Consider the following 23,081-nt stretch of genomic DNA (forward strand, 5'->3'; position numbering starts at 1 on the left):
GCTCCGCCGCCAGGATTCGAACCTGGACCTAACAGCTCCAAAGGCTGTCGTGCTGCCGTTACACCACGGCGGACCGTGCCCGCGGGCACCGGTCAAGTCTGCCAGACGGCGCGCCTCCGCATCCGCGTCGCGACGACCGGGCCGCCATAATGAGACCGTGAGCCGGGACAGCGACGAGGTCGACCGCATCGTCGATGCGTGGGTCCGCCAGCGCCCCGACCTCGATTTCTCCCCGCTCGAGGTGCTCTCGCGCGTCGCGCGGCTGTCGCGGCACCTCGACATCGCCCGCAAAGAAGCGTTCCGCCGCAGCGACCTCGAGTCGTGGGAGTGGGACGTGCTGTCGGCGCTCCGGCGAGCCGGTGAGCCGTACCAACTGAGCCCCAAGCAGCTGCTGCAGCAGACCCTCGTCTCCAGCGGCACCATGACCAATCGCATCGACCGTCTCGTCGCCCGACGGTTCGTGCGGCGCGAGGCGGACCCGGGTGACGGACGGAGCATTCTGGTGACCATGACCGAGGACGGCCGCGTTCGCGTGGATGCCGCCATAACCCGCCTCGTCGACGCCGAGGCCCTGCTGCTCGAGGGACTGTCGCGCGGCGACCGCGACCGACTGGCGACCCTGTTGCGCAAGCTCAGCCTGGGATTCGACGCGTGAGCGCCGAGGTCGGCTCACCGTCGCGGTGGGACGGTGTCCGCGCCTGGTTCGACGTGCGCTTCCGCTCCCCCGCCGCGATCTACGGCCTGATAGTGTTCGCCGCGTTCGTCACGATCGCCGACGACCACGCCGAGACGGTGGGCGAGGTCCTGCTGAGCGCATCGAGCTCGCTCGTGGTGTTCTTCATCGCGCACGTGTTCGCGCACACCCTCACCCAGCATGCGGAGCACGGACTCCGACACGCCACGGCCGACGGCATCCGGCACGGCGCGGGCATGCTGTACGCCTCGGTGCCGTCGGTGCTCGCGCTCGTCTTCGCCGATGCCGCGGGCATGTCGGTCGACGACGCCTCGGATCTCTGTGCCCTGGCGACGTTCATCGTGCTCGGTGTCCTGGGCTATTTCGCCTACGCGCGACGCCGGGCGAACCTGGTGATGCGCCTCCTCGGCGCCTTCGCGACCGCGTGCCTCGGACTGTTCATCGTCATCCTGGAGTACGCGGTGCACTGAGCCCGCGACCGCCGGCCCGGTGGCTCGAGCCCGACCGCGTCGGCTCCCGGTCGCGGGCCATCGATCATGTCGACCGCGGCCTTCCGAGACCCCCCTGCGCCGACCCGACCCCGGTGCGATGACGGGCCGGTTCCGGCTCAGGCGTGCGGTGTCGAGCCGCGGCGACGGCGGCGCAGCACGAGGCCGACGCCCACCGCGACGGCGGCGGCGAGCGCAGCTGCACCGCCCACCTGCGCACCGGTGACCGCGAGCGACGTGCCCGTACCTCCCGCGGCGGCCGCCGACGCCGACGTGGACGGACGCGGGGTGGCCGGGGCGGAGGGCGCCGTCGAGGCGGACGGCGACGGCGACGGCGACGCCGTTCCGGTGGGCGATGCCGTCGGGGACGGCGATGCGACCGGGGCGCCGGGGACGCTCCAGCCGTCGGCGGTGAGGGTCACGGGCAGACTCGCGACCGGGAGCACCGACGCGGGCACGCCGTTGAGCAGGCTCAGGCACTCCAGCGTCACTGTCGCGTCGGNCCGGCCGGGACGACCGACGCGAACGACGCCCCCATCGGCACGGTCACCGGCGAGGTTCCCGACACGGGGACGGTGGCCGAGGCGACCACCACCGCGGTACCAGCCGTCACCGACAGACGTGCACCGTCACGGGCCTCTGCGGGGCAGCCGTCGGCGTAGTCGGCCGAGGCGAACGACGGGTACGCGTCGGCGCTGCCCGCGTAGACCGCGGCACCCGCCGCATCGCGCAGCACCAGCGGGGTCGCGGCGGACGCGGAGACGATCCCGCACGAGACGAGACCGGCGGCGAGGGCGGCCGCGGCGAGGGCGGCGGCAGCGGTGGACGGGCGGGAGACGGGCGTGAACGACATGACTGCTCTCGATCGGATGGTGAGGACCCGACGGACTGTGCACCATCCGCCCGTCCCGCACGTGAACGAATGGTGACGTCACCATCACCCCGACGACATCACTCGTTCACCCGATGCGCTTACGTTCCGGGCGACCCTCTTCACGAAAGTCAGCGATGTCACCTCACTCGTCCTCCGGCCTCTCGCGCCGCACCTTCCTCGCCGCCGCGGCGACCGCCGTCACCGCCGCCTCGGCGACCACCTCGTTCGGCACCGCCGTCACGGCAAGCGCCACCTCCACAGGCGTGACCGCCACCCCCGTCGATCCGACGAGTCTGCGCTGGCTGGTCTTCGACCACCACGTGCACTCGGTCTACTCGCACGACGCGAAGTACACGATGACGACGATCCTCGATCAGGCTCAGCGCTTCGGAGTGGATGCCATCGCCTTCACCGAGCACAGCAACTTCGGGCACGCCAACGTGGGCGGCGTCTTCAACGCCGCGCGCGAGATCGAGGCCGCCCGCACGGCTCGACCGGACCTGCTCGTCTTCCAGGGTCTGGAGTGGTACATCCCCGCGGCCGAGCACGGCACGGTCCTCGTCGCGCCCGGCGCGCGCGTCACCCAGGTGCTCCGCACGTTCGAGCTCGCCTTCGACGGCAAGCTGAACGCCTGGGACAAGCCGCGACCGGACACCGCCGACGCAGCCGACTTCCTCCAGCACGCCGTCGACGGCATCCGCTGGCTCGGCGAGCAGCGGCGCACGGGCGCGGTCGACGATGTGCTGGTGCTGGCCAACCACCCCAGCCGGCTCGGCATCGACTCCCCCGGCGAGCTGCGCGCGTGGCAGGACGCCGATCCCGATGTGTTCGTCGGTTTCGAGGGGTCCCCCGGCGCGCAGGCGTCGGGACTGGCCGCCAACACCACCGACGGCTCGCAGCGCGGCGAGTACGAGAACTCCCCCAGCGCCTCCTCCTTCGCCGGATACCCGGCGGAGGCCTATCGCGCGCACGGCGGCTTCGACTGGATGACCGCCGTCGTGGGCGGCATGTGGGATGCGCTCCTCAGCGAGGGACGCCGCTGGTGGATCACCGCCAACAGCGACCTCCACCTCAAGAACTTCGACACCACCCGCGTGGGCGACTTCCCCACGGGAGCGGGCTGGGACGGCGGAGCCACCTTGGCGAACTTCAACCGGGCGGGTCGCCGACCCGATCCGGTGTCGACGCCGTCCCCGCAAGGCGGCAGCGACCTGTGGCCCGGCGAGTTCAGCCGCACGCACGTCGGGGCGACCGATCGGACACACGTAGCCGTGCTCGACGCGGTCCGCGCCGGGCGCATGTGGGTTGACCACGGCCACCTCGTCGCGGGTCTGACCGTGACCGTCCGCGCCGCCGACGACACGGCGAACGCCGCCACCCTCGGCGGCACGCTGCGCGTACCCGCGGGAACGAGGATCGAGGTCGTCGTGGAGGTCGAGCCCACCACCTCGCGCAACTCCGCCGGCATCCTCCCGCGGCTCGCGCACCTCGACGTGATCCGGGGAGAGATCACGGGCCCGGTCGGGGATCGCGACACGATGGTCGCCCCCGCCACGCGCGTGGTCGAGCTCCTCGACGTCAGCGACCGCAGCGGCTCGCCGTTCCGGATCGTCATCCCGGTCGGCACCGCCGACATCGACGGCTACGTCCGCGTGCGCGGATCCGACGGGCGCGTGAACGGCACGGGTCCCCGCGGCGCCGAGGTCGACCCGCGCGCACCCCAGCCGCACGCCGCCGGCCAGGGCAACCCGTGGCTCGACACGTGGCTGTACACCAACCCGGTGTTCGTGTCCGTGCGCTGACGCCCCGCGTGACGACGGCCCGCCCTCTCGGGCGGGCCGTTCGGCGTCGACGAGCGGGCAGGCCGGTACCGGGGCTGCGGGCGGANNACGAGTGCGGCGCGGAGCATCCTCCGCTGACCGATCCTCCTGCGCGCCCGTCGCAGACGTCCCGGCCCGATGTGCTCAGCCGATCGTCTCGGTCAGCTCGAACCACTGCATCTCGAGATCGTCGCGCTCGGACTCCAGCTCGGAGATCCGCTGCATCTCCTTACCGAGACCGACGTAGTCCGCCTGATCGTGCTCGGCGAGCGCGGCCTTCGCCTTGTCGATCCGTTGCTGGAGCTTCTCGATGCGCCGCTCGGTGGCCGAGGCTTCCTTCTGCGCCGCGCGGAGCTCCGCGCCCTGCAGACCCGGCGCCACGGGGGCGCCCGCGGATGCCGAGGGCCGGGAGGGCTCGGCATCCTGGATCGCCCGCAAACGCAGGTACTCGTCGACGCCCCCGGGAAGGTGGCGGAGCCGGGCGTCGAGGATCGCGTACTGCTGGTCGGTGACGCGCTCGAGGAAGTACCGGTCGTGCGAGACCACGATGAGGGTGCCCGACCACGAGTCGAGCAGGTCTTCCATCGCGGCGAGCATGTCGGTGTCGAGGTCGTTGGTCGGTTCGTCGAGGATGAGCACGTTCGGCTGGTCGAGGATGACGAGCAGGAGTTGCAGGCGCCGCTTCTGGCCACCCGAGAGGTCTTTCACGGGGGTCGAGAGCTGGGCGCTCGAGAAGCCGAGACGCTCCAGCAGCTGACCGGGGGTGAGTTCCTGCGACTTCGATCCGGCGCCGAAGGCGTACGTGGTGCGCAGGCCCGCGATGACCACGCGCACCGGGTCGTCCATGTGCTGCTCGAGCTCGTCGAGACGCTGGGTGAGGGTGGCGACCTTGACCGTCTTGCCGCGTTTCACGCGTCCGCTGGTGGGTTCGAGGGAGCCGGTCACCAGGTTCAGCAGCGTCGACTTGCCGGCGCCGTTGACGCCCAGGATGCCGGTGCGCTCGCCCGGCGCGATGCGCCACTCGACGCCTTTCAGCACCTCGCGGTCGCCGTAGCTGACACCGGCATCGAGGAGGTCGACGACGTCCTTGCCCAGGCGCGCGACGGCGAGGGACTGCAGGGCGACCTTGTCACGGATCTCGGGGACGTCCGCGATGAGCTCGTTCGCCGCGTCGATGCGGAACTTCGGCTTCGACGTGCGGGCCGGAGCCCCCCGTCGCAGCCACGCCAATTCTTTGCGCGCGAGATCCTGCCGACGCTGTTCGATGGATGCCGCCTGACGGTCGCGTTCGACGCGCTGCAGGATGTACGCCGCGTAGCCCCCTTCGAAGGGTTCGACGGTCCGGTCGTGCACCTCCCAGGTGGCGGTGCAGATCTCGTCGAGGAACCATCGGTCGTGGGTCACGACGAGCAGCCCCCCGGCACTCGGTGCCCACCTCTTCTTCAGGTGCGCGGCCAGCCAGGTGATCGCCTCGACATCGAGGTGGTTGGTGGGCTCGTCGAGGAACAGCACGTCCCAGTCGCCCGAGAGCAGCTTCGCCAGCGCGACCCGGCGGCGCTGCCCACCGGACAGGTCGCCGAGGCGCGCATCCCACGGCAGGTCGCCCAGGAGCCCCGCGATCACGTCGCGCGTGCGCGCGTCGCCGGCCCACTCGTGCTCGGCGCGATCACCGACGACGGCGTGCCCGATCGTCTCGTCGTCGTCGAGCGTGTCCTGCTGGTCGAGCACCCCGACGGTCACCCCGCCGCGCACCGTCACGCGACCGCCGTCGGGTTCGCGGATGCCGGCGAGCATGCCGAGCAGGCTCGACTTCCCGTCACCGTTGCGGCCGACGATGCCGATCCGATCGCCCTCGTCGACTCCCAGGGAGACGGCGTCGAAGACGACCTTGGTCGGGTATTCCAGGTGCAGGGCTTCGCCCCCGAGCAGATGTGCCATATCCGTGCCAGGTTACGCGGTGCGCGGCGTGATAGCGCCCGGCGTCGACCGCGTCCCGTCCCGGCATACGTCGTTCTTCCGTGAGACGGGACCGTGCACATCGGAGGGTTCGCCTCGTCACGGGGTGCGGTGTCACGGATGCCGTGCACTCGGCGCCGCGGCGAGAGAACACCGGGGCGGCTCGGCGCGCGACGAGACCCGTACGGCGGGAACGACGCGGGGCCGCCCGATGAACCGGACGACCCCGCGCAGGAAACGGACTGGTCAGACCAGACCGGCCTCCTTCAGCCAGTCGGCGGCGGCGGTGGACGCCGATGCCTGCTCGCTGCCCTCGACGCGGTCGCGCAGGGCGATCAGGTCGTCGGTGGTCAGCTTGGCCGAGATGGCGTCGAGCGCCTCCTTCAGCTCGGGCGTGTCGATCGACGCGCTGAGCAGCGGGAGCACGTTCTGGGCCGCGATCAGGTTCTCGGGGTCTTCGAGCACGAGAAGGTTCTCGGCCACGAGCGCCGGCGAGGTGGTGTAGATGTCGGCCACCTGCACCGTGTTGTCGACGAGCGCACGCACGGTGTCGGGGCCACCGAAGTCCTCGTAGGGCACGAAGGTGACCTGGCTGACGCCGTAGACCGACGCCAGGCCGGGAAGGCCGTACCCCAGCTCCGCGAACTGCGGGTTGGCGCCGAGGCTGAAGGGCTGCACCTTCGCCAGATCGGCGATGGAGGTCAGGCCGTTCGCCTCCGCGTACGCCTGGGTGACGACGTAGGCGTCCTTGTCCTCGGCCTCGGCCGACGAGTACACGACCAGGTCGTCCGCGGCCACGGCGTCGGCGAGCGCCGCGTCGACGTCCTCGGTCGTGCGCTGGGTGAACTCGGTGTCGTAGTACGCCAGCAGGTTGCCGTTGTACTCGGGGATCAGGTTGATCGAGCCGTCCTGCAGGGCCGGGATCGTCTGCTGACGGGGGCCGATGTTGAACTTGGTCTGCACGTCGAAGCCCTTGGCCTCGAGCGCCTGGGCGTAGATCTCGCCGAGGATCTCGCTCTCGGGGAACGCGAACGATCCGACGGTGATCTGGCTGGAATCGCCGCCGCCGGCGTTGGACTCGGGCGCGGTGGGGTCGGCCTGCGAGCAGCCCGCGAGCGCGACGACCGCGCCCACGGCCACCAGACCTGCGGCGAGCCGACCTTTACGGAAGATGTTCATGCTGTGACATTCCTCTCTCGGATGGGTGTTCCCCCCGCCGCCGCAGGGCGGGGCGACGGGTGACGGGCGTGGCGCCGGCTGTCGCCCGCGCTCGTTCCCGGAACTCTGGTGACGCGTTGGACGAGCGCGAACAGCCCGTCGACGACGAGGGCGAACACCGTCACGAGGATGGCTCCGCCCAGGATGCGGTCGTAGTCGTTGAGACCGATTCCGCTGCTGATGATGCGACCGAGCCCGCCGAGCCCCGCGTAGGACGCGATGACCGCGGTCGCGATCACCTGCAGGGTGCCCGCTCTGAGCCCGCCGATGATGAGCGGGAGGGCCAGGGGGATCTCCACGCGCGTCAGGATCTGCATCTCGGTCATGCCGACCGCCCGGGCGGCGTCGATCACGGGCCGCGAGACCGATTCGAGACCCGCGTAGGCCCCCGCGAGGATCGAGGGGATCGCGAGGATGACCAGGGCGACGATCGTGCCCCAGAAGATGCCCGACGACCCCGTCACGACCGATCCGAGCACCATGGTCAGGAAGAAGAGCACGCCGAGGGTCGGCAGGGCGCGCATCGCACCGGTGAATCCGATGACGAACTGGCGGCCCTTGCCGGTGTGGCCGATGTAGAACCCCAACGGCAGGGCGATGAGGGCCGCGATCACTACGGCGAGGGCCGTGTACAACAGGTGCTCGAGCAGGCGGTCCTGGATGGGCAGGGGCGATACTCCCCCGGGCTGCCAGTTCTGGGGCGCGAAGATCCACGCGATCGCGTCGAGGAAGAGGTTCACTCGCGGCCCCCCGGGAGCGGTGCGTCACCCGCGGCGACGGTGGCGGAGCGGGGCGATGCGAGAGGGGTGGTGACGACCTCGCGGGCGGCGCGTCTGCGCGCACCACGGTCGGCACGCACCCACGGCATCAGGATGCGCCCCAGGACGACCAGGATGACATCGAACAGGAGGGCGATGAGGAGCGTGGCGATGATGCCCACGGCCACCTCTTCGAGATTGTTGCGCTGCTTGCCGTTGGTGAAGAGATACCCGAGATTCTCGGAGCCGATGAGCACGCCGACCGAGACCAGGGCGATCGTCGACACCGACACCACGCGGAGTCCGGCGAGCATCACGGGTCCCGCGAGCGGGAACTCCACCCGCCAGAAACGTCGCCACGCCGAGAAGCCCATCGCCGTGGCCGCCTGCTTGGTGTCGGCCGAGACCGAGAAGAAGGCGTCGGAGGTCGCGCGCACCATGATGGCGACGGCGTAGATCGTCAGGGCGACGATGAGGTTGGTGTCGCTCAGGACGCGCGTGCCGATGATGGCGGGCAGGATCACGAACAGCGGCAACGACGGGATCGTGTACAGCAGGCTCATCGTCGTGATCGTGGTCGCGCGGGCGAAACGACTCGTGAGGGTCAGTCGCCCCAACGGCACGGCGATCACGAACCCGAGCACGATGGGGATGATGCTCAACCGGATGTGGTTGAGCGTCAGATCCAGCACCAGGGGGAAGTTCCCCCACAGCCAGGTCACGACAGCGGCTCGTCTCTCAGGGCGCCCTGCGTGCGCCCCTCGGCATCCACCACGACCGTCCCGGTCGGCGTCTGCTTGAGGTGGAGCGCGCGCTTGCCCTTGACGGCGCCGATGAAGCTCGCCACGAAATCGGATGCCGGGTTCTCGACGATCTCGCTGGGAGTACCGACCTGGGCGATCTTGGCGCCCTTCTCGAGGATGACGACCTGGTCGCCCAGCAGGAAGGCTTCGTCGATGTCGTGCGTGACGAAGACGATGGTCTTCCCGATGTCGCTCTGCAGGCGGATGAGCTCCTGCTGCAGCTCGTCGCGGACGATCGGGTCGACGGCGCCGAACGGCTCGTCCATCAGCAGGATGTTGGGATCGGCGGCGAGCCCGCGCGCGACGCCGACGCGCTGCTGCTGTCCACCCGAGAGCTGGCTGGGGTAGCGGTCGGCCATCCCGTCGTCGAGTCCGACGGTCTTCATCAGCTCGAGGGCACGCGCTCGGGCGGCTTTGCGGTTCTGGCCCTGCAGCACCGGGACGGTGGCGATGTTGTCGGCGACGGTGAAGTGCGGCAGGAGCCCGGAGTTCTGCATGACGTACCCGATGCTGCGACGCAATTGCACGGCGGGCTTGCCGCCGATGTCGTCACCGTCGATCGTGATGGAGCCGGAGGAGGGCTCGACCATGCGGTTGATCATCCGGAGCAGGGTGGTCTTGCCGCAGCCCGAGGACCCGACGAACACCGTGGTCTTTCGAGACGGGATGACGAGGTGGAAATCGTCCACGGCGCGCGTGCCGTCAGGGAAGACCTTCGAGACGGCGGAGAACTCGATCATGGGACGGCCGACCTCAGTCGGAGACCACGACCTTGCGGTCGAAGGCGACGTAGCCGGCGAAGTCCTTACCGACCCGCTCGACCGCGCCCGGGCGCAGATCGGGGTACGACCATGCGCCATCGGTGAGCTCGACGCCGTCGAGCGAGATGTTCCAGTACTGCGCGGCACCCTTCCACGGGCACGTGTACGGCGTGGGGCTCTGCTGCAGAGCCCCGTCTCGGACAGCCTGCGGCGGGAAGTACCAGTTGCCCTCGATCGAGGCCAGGTCGTCGCGGTCGGCTTCGGCGATCACGACGCCGTCGAGCACTGCCTTCATGGGATACCCCCTTCGTGGCGCCCCGCGGGTACGGCACCCAGCGGTGGCGGACCACCTCGGACGAGGGTAGCGAGCTACCGATCGCACCATCTGAACATTGCCCTGTATGTCGACCTGGGTTATGGTGCCGCGCCGTTCTGCGCCCGGTGGCGTCGACGGGCGAAGCCGGCTCCGCCTCACCGAGGCCCCTGAGCCTGTCGAAGGGACCGCGACCCGACGTCGACGTCAGACCACCCGAGCCCCCGGGACGGGGCCGTGTACGTGCAAGGCGACGAGGCCTGCGGCACTCAGCGTCACCTGCAGGTCGATCGCGGACGCCTCGTCGGCGGCGAGGAAGGCGAGGGTGGGACCCGAGCCCGAGACGAGACCGGCGAGGGCTCCCGAACTCTCACCGCGTTCGAGCACGCGCGCCAGATCCGGACGCAGGTGCAGAGCCGGGGCCTGCAGGTCGTTGCGCAGTGTCGCCGCGAGCATCTTCGCGTCGCCCTGCCGGAGCGCGTGCAGCACATCGGGGTCGACGGCGGGCACGCGCGGGGCGGGGCCGATGTCGACCGCGTGACGCTCGCGATGTGCGTCGAGCTCGCCGTAGACGACCGGTGTCGACATGCCGACATCGTTGGGTATCAGGACCCAGTCGAAGCGCCCGCGGGCCAGGGCCGGACTGAGTTCGTCGCCGCGGCCGGTGCCCACCGCCGTACCGCCCATCAAGGCGAACGGCACGTCGGCGCCGAGGCGCGCGGCGAGGCGGGAGAGCTCGCTCATCGGCATCCCGAGCCCCCACAGAGCGTCGCAGGCGACCAACGCGGCGGCGGCGTCCGCGGACCCCCCGCCCATCCCGCCGGCCACCGGCACGGCCTTGCGGATCGACAGGTGAGCGCCGCGGTCCACTCCCGCGGTCTGCGCAAGCAGCCGGGCGGCACGGATGGCGAGATTGCGATCGTCGGTCGGGACGCCGTCGATGTCGACGGGTCCGCGCGAGGACACCTCGAGGGAGAAATCGTCGGCGGGCGTCGCCGTCATCTCCTCGTAGAGGGACACCGCCTGAAAAGCGGTCGCGAGCTCGTGGTAGCCGTCGTCCTGCACATCGCCGACCTCGAGGAAGACGTTGATCTTGCCGGGCGCGCGGACGCGCACGGATGCGGGGGCGTGCGTCGTCATCGGCGTTCTCCCGCACCCGCTCGCCCGGAGCTTCGCGCGTGTGCGAGACTGAAGCTTCGGTCCGAGCCCCCCCGCCGCTCCCCAGTCGGTGCGGGTAGGTCCGGTCCGGAGCGAGCGATCTGAGTCACTCTTCGACAGTAGCGCTCCGCTCCCCGACGTTCGCCGCCGCTGCCGAAACGTCTTCGAAACCCCGGAACCGTACGGTGACCGGATACCGTCCCCGACCCCGAGGAGGCAGCATGCGCCCGATGGTCCCCCTGTCGATCGACGCCGATCCCTGGCGCGCGCTCCTGTCCCGCTCCGACATCCGGATGCACGACGGCATCCTGCACATGGTCGATGACACCGCCACGCCGGGTATCGCCGAGCGGGAAGACCTGTTGACCGCCGCCGCCGCGATCGAGGCCGCGGGTATCCGCGTGCTGCTGGTCCGCGACGCGAACCGCCGCCCCAAGCTCGTCGTCGACACCGCCCACGCCGAAGCCGCGATCGCGGCGCTGCGCGACCCCGAACTCGGCCCGGTCTACATGAAGGCCCGCGGCGAGGACCCCGTCCCCGCGCACAGCGTGCACCCCACCGCCGGCTCCGTGCAGGCGTACGCGGTGTTCCGCCCGCGCAGCTCGACCGAGGGCTCGTATCGCTACGGCGCATCGCTCGCCCCCCGCCTCGAGCTCTGGCGCTTCGGCGAGAAGACGATCGAAGCGCCCCGTCCGAGCGCCCTGAGCCGTCGCCGCTTCGCCGCGGCCGACCTCGACCTCGTCGAGGTGGAGCGCTACGGGCGCCGGTGGGAGACGATCTCGGGCATGTTCGATCCGCACCCCAACGAGTTCACGGCCGACGTCGACATGGTCTTCTCGTGGGTCGACGGGTCATCGAGCGAGTTCCAGCGGCAGCGCGCCGCCCGCATGAAGGGGTACGTCGTCGGCGACGGCGACGACAATGCCGCTCGCTACCGCCAGGTCGACGAGCTGCGTTACGCGCTGCGGAGCGTGCACATGTACGCCCCGTGGGTGCGCCGCATCTTCATCGCCACCGACTCGCCCACGCCCGAGTGGCTCGCCGATCACCCCAAGGTGACGATCGTGCGCAGCGAGGAGTTCTTCGCCGACCCGTCGGTGCTCCCCACGCACAACTCCCACGCCGTCGAGGCCCAGCTGCATCGCATCCCGGGGCTGGCCGAGCACTTCCTCTACAGCAACGACGACATGTTCTTCGGCCGCCCTGTGACGCCGGAGCTGTTCTTCAGCGGCGGCGGCGTGAGTCGCTTCGTCGAGAGCGGCGTGCGCATCGGCAGCGGACCCTCGCACGTCGATCGGTCGGGCCACGACAACGGTCTGCGCGTGAACCGCGCTCTGCTCAAGGAGCGCTTCGGCCGGGTCATCACGCTCGACCTCGAACACTGCGCGACCCCGCTCCGTCGCTCGGTCGCCTACGAACTCGAGCAGGAGTTCGCCGACGACTACGCGCGCACGGCGGCGAGCCGTTTCCGTTCGTCGACCGACATCTCGGTCACGAACAGCCTGTACCACTACTACGCGCTGGCGACCGGTCGCGCGGTCGTGACGACCGCACCTCGTACGCGTTACGTGCAGACCACCCAGCTCGACTCCCTGCGGACCATGGAGCGTCTCGTCACTCGTCGCGACACCGACATGTTCTGCCTCAACGACGGCAGCGTGCCCGAGATCCCCGAAGAGGTGCGCGTTCCGGCGCTCCGGGCGTGTCTCGAACGGTACTTCCCCGTCGCGGCTCCCTGGGAGAAGCCGGCGGTCAGCGCAGGATCGGCAGCGGCGTCGTCGGCGGCGACACCGGTCCACTGAGTTCCCGCGAGGCCGGGACGACGAGTCCCGCCTCGCGCAGGCGCCGCTGCGACTCGACGGCATCCACGTACTGCAGCGCCTCGGCCGCCCCGAGCGGCACGACCGAGTGCACCACGGTCTCGTCGTAGACGTGGACGATGTTGAAGCCCTGGGCCGCGTCCTGCGGGCGCGTTCCCCCCACCGGAACCATCAGGTCCTGCGTGTAGCAGGTCGCGGATGCCACCGACACGGGGATGCCGGCGAACGTGGCGAACGTCGAGTAGTGCAGGTGACCGGCGAGGATCGCACGGACGTCGCTTCCGCGCAGGACGGCGGCCAGGCTCCGCTGGTCGCGCAGTTCGACCGATGCGGCCAGATCGAGGACGCTGGGCACGGGCGGGTGGTGCATCGCGAGGATCGTTCCGAGAGGGGCGGGGGTGGCCAGCACGTCGGCGAGCCACGTCAGCTGCTCGGCGGTGACCTCGCCGTGGTGCGCCCCCGGCACGGACGTGTCGAGGGTCACGATGCGGAGGCCGTCGAACTCGTCGACGCGGTCGACCGGCGCGGTGGGGGCGGCGTCGTCGCCGGGGAGAAGGCTCGCGCGGAACGCGGTGCGGTCGTCGTGGTTGCCCATGACCCAGACGACCCGCGTGCCCAGACGCTCGGCGAGCGGCTCCACCAGCGCCCGCACGCGCTCGTAGGCGTCGGACTCGCCGAAATCGGCGAGGTCGCCCGTGAACACGAGGGCGTGCGGTCGAACGCCCGACTCGTCGATGGCCGCCACCGCGCGGGCGAGATAGGCCTCGGAATCGACGCTGTCGTACAGCGGTGTGCCGCCCGCTCGCAGGTGGGTGTCGCTCAGGTGCAGCAGCACGCGTTCGGCGCGGGGGTATTCGGAGTAGCGCATCTCGAGTTCCTCTCGGGCCGTCGGGTGCGGCCTCGTCACCGGCGTGATGCTCCCGGTGCCTCGAAATGTTACAGACATGTTTCGCGAACGCGTGATGAACACGGCGGGAATTCGCCCTGACGCCGCTGTATCCGCCGTCGTTCCCGCGCCGAGTGAGAGGCCTCGGGCACAACAGTCGATGCCCCATGCGATACGCCGCGAACCGCTCGACCCGGCACTGCGTGTCGCCAAACGCCCCGCCGTTGCGCCTCCGGCAGGCCCGAACGCCCGCCGTTGCAACAGAAACGCACCGCACGCCGTGGCGGACACGGCGTCAGAGGGCGGGCGTCAGAGGGCGGCGATGCGGGCGTAGTCGTCGACCGTGAGCTGCTCGCCGCGCAGCGTGGGGTCGACGCCCGCCCGCTCGAGCATGGCCGAGGCCTCGGCCGCCGTTCCGCCCAGCACGCCTGCGAGCGCCTGCCGCAGCATCTTGCGGCGCTGCTGGAAGGCGGCATCCACGATCTGGAAGGTGCGGCGCCGATGCTCCTCGGTGCCGCGGGGCTCGGCATCCCGATCGAAGCCGACCAGCACGCTGTCGACATTGGGGACGGGCCAGAACACCTGCCGCGACACCGTTCCCGCCAGTCCCCACGAGCCGTACCAGGCGGCCTTGACGCTCGGGGCGCCGTAGACCTTCGAGCCGGGCGGTGCGGCGAGCCGCTCCCCCACCTCGGCCTGCACCATGACGACACCGCGCTGGAGATACGGGAAGGTCTCGAGGAAGTGCAGCAGCACGGGCACCGAGACGTTGTACGGGAGGTTGGCCACGAGAACGCGCGGCTCCCCCGGCAGATCGTCGACACGCAGCGCGTCGGCGTCGATCACCGTCAGACGGTCGGCCGGCACGTCGTGCATCGCCGCGGTCGTGGGCAGGCGCTCGGCGAGACGGTGGTCGATCTCGACCGCGACGACCGAGGCGCCCGTCTCGAGGATCGCCAGGGTGAGGGAGCCCAGGCCCGGCCCGATCTCCACGACACGATCTGATGCCGTGACGCGCGCCGCGTGCACGATCTTGCGCACGGTGTTGGCGTCGACGACGAAATTCTGCCCGAGCTTCTTCGTGGGGGTGACGTCGAGTTCGGCGGCGAGCCGACGGATCTCGGCGGCACCGAGGAGGGAGACGGGCATTGTTCCACTGTAGTCAGGGCACCGCCAGAACCCCTCCGGCGCGGGAGCCGGGAGTAGCGTGGGTGGGTGAGTCAGACGCAGTCGATCCCCGCCAACGCCTTCACACTCCGAAGCCCGTACGGGCGACGAGCGATCGGGCTCTCCCTCGCCGCCGCCGTGGGCGGATTCCTCTTCGGGTTCGACTCCTCCGTCATCAACGGTGCGGTGGATGCCGTCGAGGGCAACTTCCAGCTCAGCGAGGTGCTCACCGGCTTCGTCGTGGCCGTCGCGCTCCTCGGCTGCGCCGTCGGCGCCGTGGTCGCCGGGGCACTGTCGGACCGGTGGGGCCGGCTGAAGGTCATGCTGCTGGGCGCCGTGCTGTTCTTCGTCTCGTCGATCGGCGCGGCCCTCACCTTCAGCGTCCCCGACCTCATCCTCTGGCGCGTGATGAGCGGTCTCGGCATCGGCATCGCCTCGGTCGTCGCCCCCGCCTACATCGCCGAGGTCGCACCCCGCCAGATCCGCGGTTCGCTCGCATCCCTGCAGCAGCTCGCGATCACGCTCGGCATCTTCGGAGCGCTGCTCTCCGACGCGGTACTCGCCAACAGTGCGGGCGGCGCGGCCAATGAACTGTGGCTCGGGATGGAGGCGTGGCGGTGGATGTTCCTCGTCGGCGTCCTCCCGGCGGCGGTCTACGGCATCCTGTCGTTCACGGTCCCCGAGTCCCCGCGGTTCCTGCTGGCCAAGGGCCGGACCGATGAAGCCCGCTCGATCTTCGCCCGACTCGTGCCGCCGGCGGACCTCGAGAAGACGATGAAGGACCTCACGCAGGCGATCGAGACCGACCGCAAGAACGCGAACGTGTCGGTGCGTGGGCCGGTGCTGGGGCTTCAGCGCATCGTCTGGATCGGCATCATCCTGTCGGCGTTCCAGCAGTTCGTCGGCATCAACGTGATCTTCTACTACTCCACGACCCTCTGGAAGGCTGTCGGCTTCCAGGAGAGCGACTCGCTGCTCATCTCGGTCATCACCTCGATCACCAACGTGCTGGTCACCCTGGTGGCGATCTTCCTCGTCGACCGGGTGGGTCGGAAGCCGATCCTTCTGACCGGTTCGGTGCTGATGACGGTGTCGCTGGGCGCGATGGCCCTGGCGTTCACTTTCGCCCAGGGCAGCGGCGCGGACGTCTCGCTCCCGGCCCCGTGGGGCACGGTCGCGCTCGTCGCCGCGAACCTGTTCGTCGTCGGGTTCGGCGCCTCGTGGGGACCCCTGGTGTGGGTGCTGCTCGGCGAGATCTTCCCCAGCCGCATCCGCGGTCGTGCCCTCGGTGTCGCCGCCGGCGCGCAGTGGATCGCCAACTTCGCCATCACGGTGTCGTTCCCGGCGATGTCGAGCTGGTCGCTTCCGCTCACGTACGGCATGTACGCGCTCTTCGCGGCGTTGTCGTTCTTCTACGTCGCGTTCCGCATCCCCGAGACCAAGGGCATGGAGCTCGAACAGGCCGAGACGCTCTTCGTGGAGAAGCCGAAGACCCGAGCGAAGGCATAACGGATGCCGGAGGCCGGCACCCCGCAGGGTGCCGGCCTCTCGTGTGTGCGGGGGTCTGCCGCGGGCATCACCTCCGCGATTCGCACAGACTCAGCGGCATCCGGGAAGAAGCGGATGAGGTTACGCAGATCACTGAGGTTGTGCACATCGCTGCTCCGCACGTGCCGCGCACCACCTCCGCGATTCGCACGAACTCAGCGGCATCCGCGACGGAGCGGATGAGGCTGCGCAGATCACTGAGGTCGTGCGCCGCGGCGCGTGCCCTCCGGATCCGTCGGCCTGCGCGGTCGCGTGGGTGGCGGTGAGTGCAACCTCCACGATCCGCACGCCCTCCGTCGCATTCGGAGGCGCGCGGCTGAGCGAGGGCTACCCGAGCGACTTCGTTCAACACCGACGACAGCCCGACTCGCGGGCCCGGAGCGCGGGCGCGGTGCGCGCGTCAGTCGTCGAAGGCGCCGTAGACGCGCAGCGTGTTCGCCGCGACCTGCGCGGCGAGCTCGTCGGCATCGAGGCCGAGCTCGGCGGCGAGGAAGCGCAGCGTCACCGGGATGAGGTAGGGAGCGTTCGGACGGCCGCGGTACGGCGCCGGCGTCAGGAACGGCGCGTCGGTCTCGACGAGGATGCGATCGAGCGGCGTCACGGCGAGGGCATCGCGCAGATTCTGCGCGTTCTTGAACGTGACGTTCCCGGCGAACGACAGGCAATAGCCCCGGTCGGCGGCGATGCGGGCCATGTCGGCGTCGCCCGAGAAGCAGTGGAACACGGTCTTATCGGGGGCGCCGACGCGCTCGAGGGTCTCGAGCACGGCGTCGTGCGCGTCACGGTCGTGGATCTGCATGGCGATCCCGTGCTTCTTCGCCAGCGCGATGTGCGCCTCGAAAGAACGCAGCTGCGCCGGGATGCCATCGGCCCCGGTGCGGAAGAAGTCGAGGCCCGTCTCGCCGATCGCCCGCACGCGCGGCTCGGCGGCGAGCTCGTCGATCACGGCGATCGCGGCATCCAGCTCACCGGCCCGCTCGTACTCCGGAGCCTCGTTGGGGTGGATCGCGACGGCGGCGAGCACGCGCGGGTGCGAGCGTGCGGCCCACGCCGACCACCGCGAGGAGTCGACGTCGCCGCCGGCCTGCACGACGCCGTGGACACCAACGGCCAGTGCCCGTTCGAGTTGCTCGTCGAGGGAGAGGCCGGTGTCGCCGTCTTCGATCTCGAGATGGGTGTGGTTGTCGTAGACCGGGATGCCGAGGGGCTCGGGCGCCGGCGGATAGCTCACGTCGCGGCGGCCGTCGACCGAGCGCTCGCGCACGTACTGGCTGGGGTCGCCCGCCTCGATCGTGCCGCGAGGGCGCTCGACGGGGGTCGATCCGGCGGCGGACCCTTCGACAGGCTCAGGGGCCGCAGCAGGCCCGGGGGCCGCAGCCGGCTCGGGGGCGACCGCTGCGGGCCCGGGGGCCGCAGCAGGCTCGCCGACCCCTGCGGGCCCGGGGGCCGCAGCAGGCTTGGGGGCGACCGCCGCGTCGGACACGGGCGTCACGCCTGCTCGACGCGCGGGAACAGCGGGGTGAGGACGGTGACCTTCGCGCCGGCACGCAGCGCGCCCCACGCCCCCGCCTCGCGAAGAGGCTGGTCGACGAGGCGCCCGAGGCCTTCGGCAGCGCCCAGCGCCGTCCACAGCTTCTCGGTCGAGCTCGGCATGACGGGCGACAGCATCACCGCCAGGGCGCGCAGCCCCTCGGCGGCGGTGTAGAGCACGGTGCCCAGGCGCTCGCGCTGAGCCTCATCCTTGGCGAGGGCCCACGGCTCGTTCTCGGTGATGTAACCGTTGAGGGCGTCGACGATCGTCCAGATCGCGGCGATGGCCTCGTCGATGCGGAAGCGCTCCACGGCGGCGTCGGCGGCCGCCGCGGCATCCGCCACGATCCTCTGGATCGCCAGGTCGCCCTCGGCGTAGGCACCGGCCGCCGGAACGGTGCCACCGAAGTACTTCTCGATCATCGCGACGCTGCGCGACGCCAGATTGCCGAAGCCGTTGGCTAGTTCGGCCTGGTAGCGGGCCGAGAGGTCTTCCCACGAGAAGGAGCCGTCCTGGCCGAAGGCGATCGCGGAGAGGAAGTAGAACCGGTACGCGTCGGAGCCGAAGACGTCGGTGATCTCGGTGGGCGCGATACCGGTGAGCTTCGACTTCGACATCTTCTCGCCGCCGACGAGCAGCCACCCGTGGGCGAAGACACCGCGGGGGACGTCGAGACCGGCGGCCATGAGCATGGCGGGCCAGATGACGGCGTGGAAGCGCAGGATGTCTTTGCCGACCACGTGGAACGCCGGCCAGCGACGGGCGAACTGCTCGGGGTCGTTGCCGAAGCCGACGGCGGTGGCGTAGTTGAGCAGCGCGTCGACCCACACGTAGATGACGTGCGACGAGTCCCACGGCACCGTGATGCCCCAGTCGAATGCCGAGCGCGAGATCGAGAGGTCTTTCAGGCCGCTGCGGACGAATGAGACGACCTCGTTGCGCGCCGACTCGGGCCGCACGAAGTCGGGCTCGGTCTTGTACAGCTCGAGCAGCCTGTCTTGGAACTCGCTGAGCTTGAAGAAGTAGTTCTTCTCCTGCAGCAGCTCGAGGGGCTTGGAGTGGATCGCGCACACCTTGAGTCCCTCGAAGGGACCGGTGCCGTCGACGATCTCGGCTTCGGGCTTGAACTCCTCGCAGCCCACGCAGTACAGCGCCTCGTACTCGCCCGCGTAGATGTAGCCACGGTCGAAGAGCGCCTGCACGAACTGCTGCACGCGCTCCTCGTGGCGCGGCTGCGTCGTGCGGATGAAGTCGTCGTTGGCCACGTCGAGCGTCTCCAGAAGTGGAAACCACGACTCGGTGACGAGCTTGTCGACCCATTCCTGCGGCGTGACGTTGTTGGCGGCCGCGGCGCGCAGCATCTTCTGACCGTGCTCGTCGGTGCCCGTCAGCATCCAGGTGTCATCGCCCGCCTGGCGGTGCCAGCGCGCGAGCGTGTCGACGGCGACCGTCGTGTACCCGTGCCCGATGTGGGGCAGATCGCTGGGGTAGTAGATCGGCGTCGTGATGTAGAAGGATCGGCCGGAAGTCACCTGAGGATTCTACGGGGGTGCACCGACACGGCCGACCGTGTGACGGGCTGGCCCGGTCGCCGCCCGCGACGCGGGACGCGGGGGCGCCTCAGCGCTTGACCGCGAGCCCCGCCTGGTACAGCTCACGCGAAGAGTGACCGGTCTGCGACGCCACCTCGGCGGCCGCCTCTTTGAGCCGCGTCCCGCCGCGCACGAGCTCGAGCACCTGGGTCACGGCATCCGGGAAGGCCACCTCGCGCGCCTCGGCTCCGCCCACGACGATCGCGATCTCACCACGAACGCCCTCGGCGGCCCACGCGGCGAGCTCGGCCAGGGTGCCGCGCTTGACCTCCTCGTAGAGCTTGGTCAGTTCACGGCAGACGGCGGCGGGGCGGTCGGCGCCGAAGGCGTCGGCCAAGTCGTCGAGAGTGGATGCCAACCGCGACGGCGACTCGAAGAACACCAGGGTGCGTTCCTCCGACGCCAACTGCGCGAAGGCCCTGCGGCGCTCGCCCGGCTTGCGACGGGGGAAGCCCTCGAAGGCGAAGCGGTCGGTCGGCAGGCCCGCGACCGCGAGGGCGGTGACGACGGCGCTGGGACCGGGAAGGGCCGTGACGGTGACGCCCGCCGCGGCGGCCGCGGCGACGAGGCCGAAACCCGGATCGCTGACGGTGGGCATGCCCGCGTCGCTGAGCACGAGCAGGTCGTCATGACGCGCCAGCTCGACGAGTTCGGCGGCCCGCTCCTTCTCGTTGTGATCGTGCAGGGCGATCAACCGCGGGCGATTCTCGACGCCGAGCCCCGCCAGCAGGCGCTGGGTGGTGCGGGTGTCTTCGGCGGCGACGACGCGGGCGTTCTCGAGCGCTTCGACCAGACGCTTCGAGGCGTCACCGAGGTTGCCGATCGGCGTCGCCGCGAGGATGATCACCGCCCCACCTTATGCTGGGGCGCGTGAGCACCGCTGTCCCCTCTCTGCGTCCCGAGGTGGAGCGCACGCGCCTCGATCGGTGGCGCGACGCGCTGATCGGCGACCCTCGGGGGCTCCGACTGTGGCGCTGGCTGGCGCCGCTGCTCGTCACGATCGTCGCCGCCGTGCTGCGCCTGTTCGACGTCGGCACGCCGCACGCACTGGTGTTCGACGAGACGTACTACGTGAAGGACTCGTGGAGCCAATGGGTGCTCGGCTACCCGTCGACGTGGCCCGAGAACGCCGACGCCAGCTTCACCGCGGGCGACACCGACATCTTCACCGGCGTCGGAAGCTACGTGGTGCACCCCCCGCTCGGCCGCATCCTCATCGGCGCCGGTATGGCGCTGCTCGGACCCGACTCGGCGACGGGGTGGCGACTGTCGGCCGTCGTCTTCGGCACGGCGACCGTACTGCTGGTCTACCTGCTCGCGCACAACCTCACCCGCTCGATCCCGTTCGCCACCGTGGCATCCGGTCTCATCGCGGTCGACGGCCTGAGCATCGTGCTCAGCCGCACCTCGCTGCTCGACGTGTTCCTGACGTTCTTCATCGTGCTGGCGTTCTGGTTCGTCGCGCTCGATCACAAACGCACCGGCGACCGCCTCGACGCCGCGATGGACGACCTCCCCGGCACCACCCACAACTGGGGTCCGTTGCTGTGGGACCGACCGTGGCTGCTGGCGGCCGGCGCCGCCGCCGGTGCGGCCACGGCCGTGAAGTGGTCGGGGCTGTACCTGATCGCCGCGATCGGCATCTACGTCGTCGTCACCGACGCGATCGCCCGCCGGCGGGTCGGAATCGTGCAGTGGCCGATGGATGCCGTGCGTCAGGGCCTCATCTCGTTCGTGCTCATCGTGCCGGTGTCGCTCGTGGTCTACCTGACCAGCTGGTCGGGCTGGCTGTTCACCACCGGCGGCTACATGCGCAGCAGCGAGGCGTTGGGCACGGGTCTTCTGTCGTTCCTCCCGGTGCCGCTGCAGAACCTGTGGGCGTACCACGAGTCGATGTACGGCTTCCACGTCGGACTCGTCACCCCGCACAGCTACGCCAGTCCCGCGTGGCAGTGGCCGTTCCTGATCCGCCCCACCTCGATGTACTGGCATCAGGACGACTTCGGCGTGAACGGCTGTGCACTGCCGAACGGCTGCACCGAGGCCATCTCGAGCAACGCGAACCCGCTGATCTGGTGGGCGGGCATCGCGGCATCCGTGTATCTGTTCGTGCGCTTCGTCATGGTGCGGGACTGGCGCCACGCGCTGGTGCTGACCGGGCTCGCGTGCACCTACCTGCCGTGGCTGCTGTACCCCGAGCGCACGATCTTCCAGTTCTACACGGTGGCGATGGTGCCCTTCCTCGTCCTCGCGATCGCTTTCGCCCTGCAGGACGCGACCCGGGGGGTCTGGAGGCTCTCCCGCGCCCGTGCACAGGTGATCGCGGTGGTGTTCCTCGTCGTGTGCGTCGGCATCTCGGCGTTCTGGTACCCGGTGTGGGCGGGTCTTCCCGTCTCTTACGAGTTCTGGCGGCTGCACAACTGGCTGCCCAGCTGGATCTGACGTGTCGCGCGGCGACGACTGGCTGAACGACCCGCGGCCGATCCAGCGCGTCAAGGTGTTCCGCGACGCGCCCGTCGACCCGCGGGCGTGGCCGGCCGACATCCCCGCCGTAGCTCACTTCCTCGACGTCGCGCGGGCCGACGGCTGGGAGTTCGGTTCGGGCGTGACCTTCCTCGTCGGCGAGAACGGCTCGGGCAAGTCCACGCTCATCGAGGGCATCGCCGAGGCCTACGGCCTGCCCGCCGAGGGCGGCTCGACCAACGGCGGGGGCGAGACGCGTCGCACCGAGAGCCCGCTCGGCGAGTGGCTGCGCATCGAGCGGAGTCCGCGGGTCCCGCGGTTCGGCTTCTTCTTGCGGGCTGAGACGATGCACGGCTACTACTCCTGGCGCGACGATCTGCCCGACGCCCCGCCGAGCCTGCACCCGATGAGCCACGGCGAGTCGTTCAACGCCCTGCTCGACGAAGCGCTCGACCACCCGCACTACGTCGCGGGGCTCGCGTGCCTCGACGAGCCCGAGGCGGCGCTGTCGTTCTCGTCGACCCTGCGCTGGTTGGCATCCCTCGACCGCATGCGCTCGCGCGGCACGCAGGTGATCTGCGCCACCCACTCCCCCGTGCTGGCGGCGCTCCCCGGGGCGACGATCCTCGAGCTCGGCGAGTGGGGCATCCGCGAGAGCGCGTGGGAAGACCTCGAGGTGGTGCGGCTGCAGCGCGGGTTCCTGGAGGCGCCGGGGCGGTATCTGCGGCATCTGCTGGACTGAGGGGCGCGCGGGCGGGGGCGTCGGAGCGCGGTGGTGGTGGGGAGGCCGCGTGGGCGAGGTGGCGGCGAGGCTGGGTGGGCGTGGCGGCGGCGAGGCTGCGTCGGCGTGGCGGCGGCGGCGAGGCGGGGTGGGCGTGCCGAGAAACGCGATCCGCGGGCAGAAACGCCTCGACACGTTGTTTCACCCCGCGGATGCCGTTTCTCGCGGCTGCGGCGACGGCGGTGCGGATGCCACAGCGCGGCGCGGCGGCGGCGGCGGCGCGGGCGCGGCGCGGGCGCGGCGGCGGCGGCGCGGCGGCGGCGTGGCAGCGTGGGCGTGACGGCGGCGGCGCGGCGGCGGCGCGGCGGCGGCGTGGCGGCGGCGTGGCGGCGTGGGCGTGCCGGCGGCGGCGAGGCCGCGTGGGCGAGGTGGCGGCGAGGCGGGGTGGGCGTGCCGAGAAACGCGATCCGCGGGCAGAAACGCCTCGACACGTTGTTTCACCCCGCGGAT

Annotated in this window: 20 protein-coding genes and 1 tRNA gene; 7 read left to right on the forward strand and 14 right to left on the reverse strand. The window is 70.6% G+C overall.

The features are described from left to right. Position 1: 1 nt before the first annotated feature. Positions 2 to 73: transfer RNA gene (locus ACTJJP_RS16905), tRNA-Gln, on the reverse strand. Between the two features lie 84 nt (positions 74 to 157). Here ACTJJP_RS16905 and ACTJJP_RS16910 point away from each other — a divergent pair. Together ACTJJP_RS16910 and ACTJJP_RS16915 are read left to right on the forward strand one after the other, a co-directional pair. Beyond that, complete coding sequence (locus tag ACTJJP_RS16910) at positions 158 to 655, forward strand: MarR family winged helix-turn-helix transcriptional regulator (protein ID WP_440776149.1); 498 nt, start codon at positions 158 to 160, stop codon at positions 653 to 655. Further along, complete coding sequence (locus ACTJJP_RS16915) at positions 652 to 1,164, forward strand: hypothetical protein (RefSeq protein ID WP_440776150.1); 513 nt, start codon at positions 652 to 654, stop codon at positions 1,162 to 1,164. Before ACTJJP_RS16910 ends, ACTJJP_RS16915 begins: the two co-directional genes overlap by 4 nt. 137 nt (positions 1,165 to 1,301) lie before the next feature. Here the strand turns inward: ACTJJP_RS16915 and ACTJJP_RS16920 are convergent, their stop codons facing one another. Beyond that, positions 1,302 to 1,673 carry a hypothetical protein gene (locus tag ACTJJP_RS16920; protein WP_440776151.1) on the reverse strand — a complete coding sequence of 124 codons (372 nt, stop codon included), beginning with the start codon at positions 1,671 to 1,673 and terminating at the stop codon, positions 1,302 to 1,304. Between the two features lie 517 nt (positions 1,674 to 2,190). Here ACTJJP_RS16920 and ACTJJP_RS16925 point away from each other — a divergent pair. Next, the gene (locus tag ACTJJP_RS16925) at positions 2,191 to 3,858 is read left to right on the forward strand and encodes a PHP domain-containing protein (RefSeq protein WP_440776152.1); all 1,668 of its coding nucleotides are present in this window, start codon (positions 2,191 to 2,193) and stop codon (positions 3,856 to 3,858) included. Between the two features lie 162 nt (positions 3,859 to 4,020). Here the strand turns inward: ACTJJP_RS16925 and ACTJJP_RS16930 are convergent, their stop codons facing one another. From ACTJJP_RS16930 to ACTJJP_RS16960, 7 genes are all read right to left on the reverse strand, one after another. Next, positions 4,021 to 5,814 (reverse strand): ABC-F family ATP-binding cassette domain-containing protein, encoded by a 1,794-nt coding sequence (locus tag ACTJJP_RS16930; protein WP_440776153.1) that lies wholly within the window; start codon positions 5,812 to 5,814, stop codon positions 4,021 to 4,023. 264 nt (positions 5,815 to 6,078) lie between these two features. Then, a complete protein-coding gene (locus ACTJJP_RS16935; RefSeq protein WP_440776154.1) occupies positions 6,079 to 7,011 on the reverse strand; it encodes an ABC transporter substrate-binding protein in 933 nt (310 codons plus the stop codon). Continuing rightward, positions 7,008 to 7,790: an ABC transporter permease gene (locus ACTJJP_RS16940; RefSeq protein ID WP_440776155.1), complete on the reverse strand. Its 783-nt coding sequence runs from the start codon at positions 7,788 to 7,790 to the stop codon at positions 7,008 to 7,010. Before ACTJJP_RS16940 ends, ACTJJP_RS16935 begins: the two co-directional genes overlap by 4 nt. Next, complete coding sequence (locus ACTJJP_RS16945) at positions 7,787 to 8,530, reverse strand: ABC transporter permease (RefSeq protein ID WP_440776156.1); 744 nt, start codon at positions 8,528 to 8,530, stop codon at positions 7,787 to 7,789. Before ACTJJP_RS16945 ends, ACTJJP_RS16940 begins: the two co-directional genes overlap by 4 nt. Next, positions 8,527 to 9,351 (reverse strand): ABC transporter ATP-binding protein, encoded by an 825-nt coding sequence (locus ACTJJP_RS16950; protein ID WP_440776157.1) that lies wholly within the window; start codon positions 9,349 to 9,351, stop codon positions 8,527 to 8,529. Before ACTJJP_RS16950 ends, ACTJJP_RS16945 begins: the two co-directional genes overlap by 4 nt. 13 nt (positions 9,352 to 9,364) lie before the next feature. Beyond that, positions 9,365 to 9,667: a DUF427 domain-containing protein gene (locus ACTJJP_RS16955; protein ID WP_440776158.1), complete on the reverse strand. Its 303-nt coding sequence runs from the start codon at positions 9,665 to 9,667 to the stop codon at positions 9,365 to 9,367. A 225-nt stretch (positions 9,668 to 9,892) separates the two neighbouring features. Continuing rightward, positions 9,893 to 10,825 (reverse strand): 4-(cytidine 5'-diphospho)-2-C-methyl-D-erythritol kinase, encoded by a 933-nt coding sequence (locus ACTJJP_RS16960; protein WP_440776159.1) that lies wholly within the window; start codon positions 10,823 to 10,825, stop codon positions 9,893 to 9,895. Positions 10,826 to 11,064: 239 nt separating this feature from the next. Between ACTJJP_RS16960 and ACTJJP_RS16965 the strand changes: the two genes are divergently transcribed. After that, on the forward strand, positions 11,065 to 12,645 hold the full coding sequence (locus tag ACTJJP_RS16965) for a stealth family protein (RefSeq protein WP_440776160.1): 1,581 nt from the start codon (positions 11,065 to 11,067) through the stop codon (positions 12,643 to 12,645). Here the strand turns inward: ACTJJP_RS16965 and ACTJJP_RS16970 are convergent. Beyond that, on the reverse strand, positions 12,596 to 13,531 hold the full coding sequence (locus ACTJJP_RS16970) for a phosphodiesterase (protein WP_440776161.1): 936 nt from the start codon (positions 13,529 to 13,531) through the stop codon (positions 12,596 to 12,598). The genes ACTJJP_RS16965 and ACTJJP_RS16970 overlap by 50 nt on opposite strands. A 327-nt stretch (positions 13,532 to 13,858) precedes the next feature. Further along, positions 13,859 to 14,698 carry a 16S rRNA (adenine(1518)-N(6)/adenine(1519)-N(6))-dimethyltransferase RsmA gene (gene rsmA / locus ACTJJP_RS16975; protein ID WP_440776162.1) on the reverse strand — a complete coding sequence of 280 codons (840 nt, stop codon included), beginning with the start codon at positions 14,696 to 14,698 and terminating at the stop codon, positions 13,859 to 13,861. Positions 14,699 to 14,764: 66 nt separating this feature from the next. Here rsmA and ACTJJP_RS16980 point away from each other — a divergent pair, with 66 nt between their 5' ends. Next, the gene (locus tag ACTJJP_RS16980; RefSeq protein WP_440776163.1) at positions 14,765 to 16,225 is read left to right on the forward strand and encodes a sugar porter family MFS transporter; all 1,461 of its coding nucleotides are present in this window, start codon (positions 14,765 to 14,767) and stop codon (positions 16,223 to 16,225) included. Between the two features lie 439 nt (positions 16,226 to 16,664). Here the strand turns inward: ACTJJP_RS16980 and ACTJJP_RS16985 are convergent, their stop codons facing one another. The 3 genes from ACTJJP_RS16985 to rsmI form a co-directional block, all read right to left on the reverse strand. Beyond that, the gene (locus ACTJJP_RS16985; RefSeq protein WP_440776169.1) at positions 16,665 to 17,555 is read right to left on the reverse strand and encodes a TatD family hydrolase; all 891 of its coding nucleotides are present in this window, start codon (positions 17,553 to 17,555) and stop codon (positions 16,665 to 16,667) included. A 197-nt stretch (positions 17,556 to 17,752) separates the two neighbouring features. Then, on the reverse strand, positions 17,753 to 19,327 hold the full coding sequence (gene metG / locus ACTJJP_RS16990; RefSeq protein WP_440776164.1) for a methionine--tRNA ligase: 1,575 nt from the start codon (positions 19,325 to 19,327) through the stop codon (positions 17,753 to 17,755). Between the two features lie 88 nt (positions 19,328 to 19,415). Beyond that, the gene (rsmI, locus tag ACTJJP_RS16995) at positions 19,416 to 20,234 is read right to left on the reverse strand and encodes a 16S rRNA (cytidine(1402)-2'-O)-methyltransferase (protein WP_440776165.1); all 819 of its coding nucleotides are present in this window, start codon (positions 20,232 to 20,234) and stop codon (positions 19,416 to 19,418) included. Between the two features lie 23 nt (positions 20,235 to 20,257). On the opposite strand from rsmI, the gene ACTJJP_RS17000 reads away from it, so the two are divergent. Both ACTJJP_RS17000 and ACTJJP_RS17005 read left to right on the forward strand, forming a co-directional pair. Continuing rightward, positions 20,258 to 21,829: a dolichyl-phosphate-mannose--protein mannosyltransferase gene (locus ACTJJP_RS17000; protein WP_440776166.1), complete on the forward strand. Its 1,572-nt coding sequence runs from the start codon at positions 20,258 to 20,260 to the stop codon at positions 21,827 to 21,829. Between the two features lies 1 nt (position 21,830). Continuing rightward, entirely contained in the window at positions 21,831 to 22,592 is a 762-nt protein-coding gene (locus ACTJJP_RS17005; RefSeq protein WP_440776167.1) for an AAA family ATPase, read from the forward strand. Positions 22,593 to 23,081: the final 489 nt, after the last annotated feature.

It is taken from the genome of Microbacterium sp. 22296 (genome assembly GCF_052045385.1).
In the GTDB taxonomy this organism is placed as follows: Bacteria; Actinomycetota; Actinomycetes; order Actinomycetales; family Microbacteriaceae; genus Microbacterium.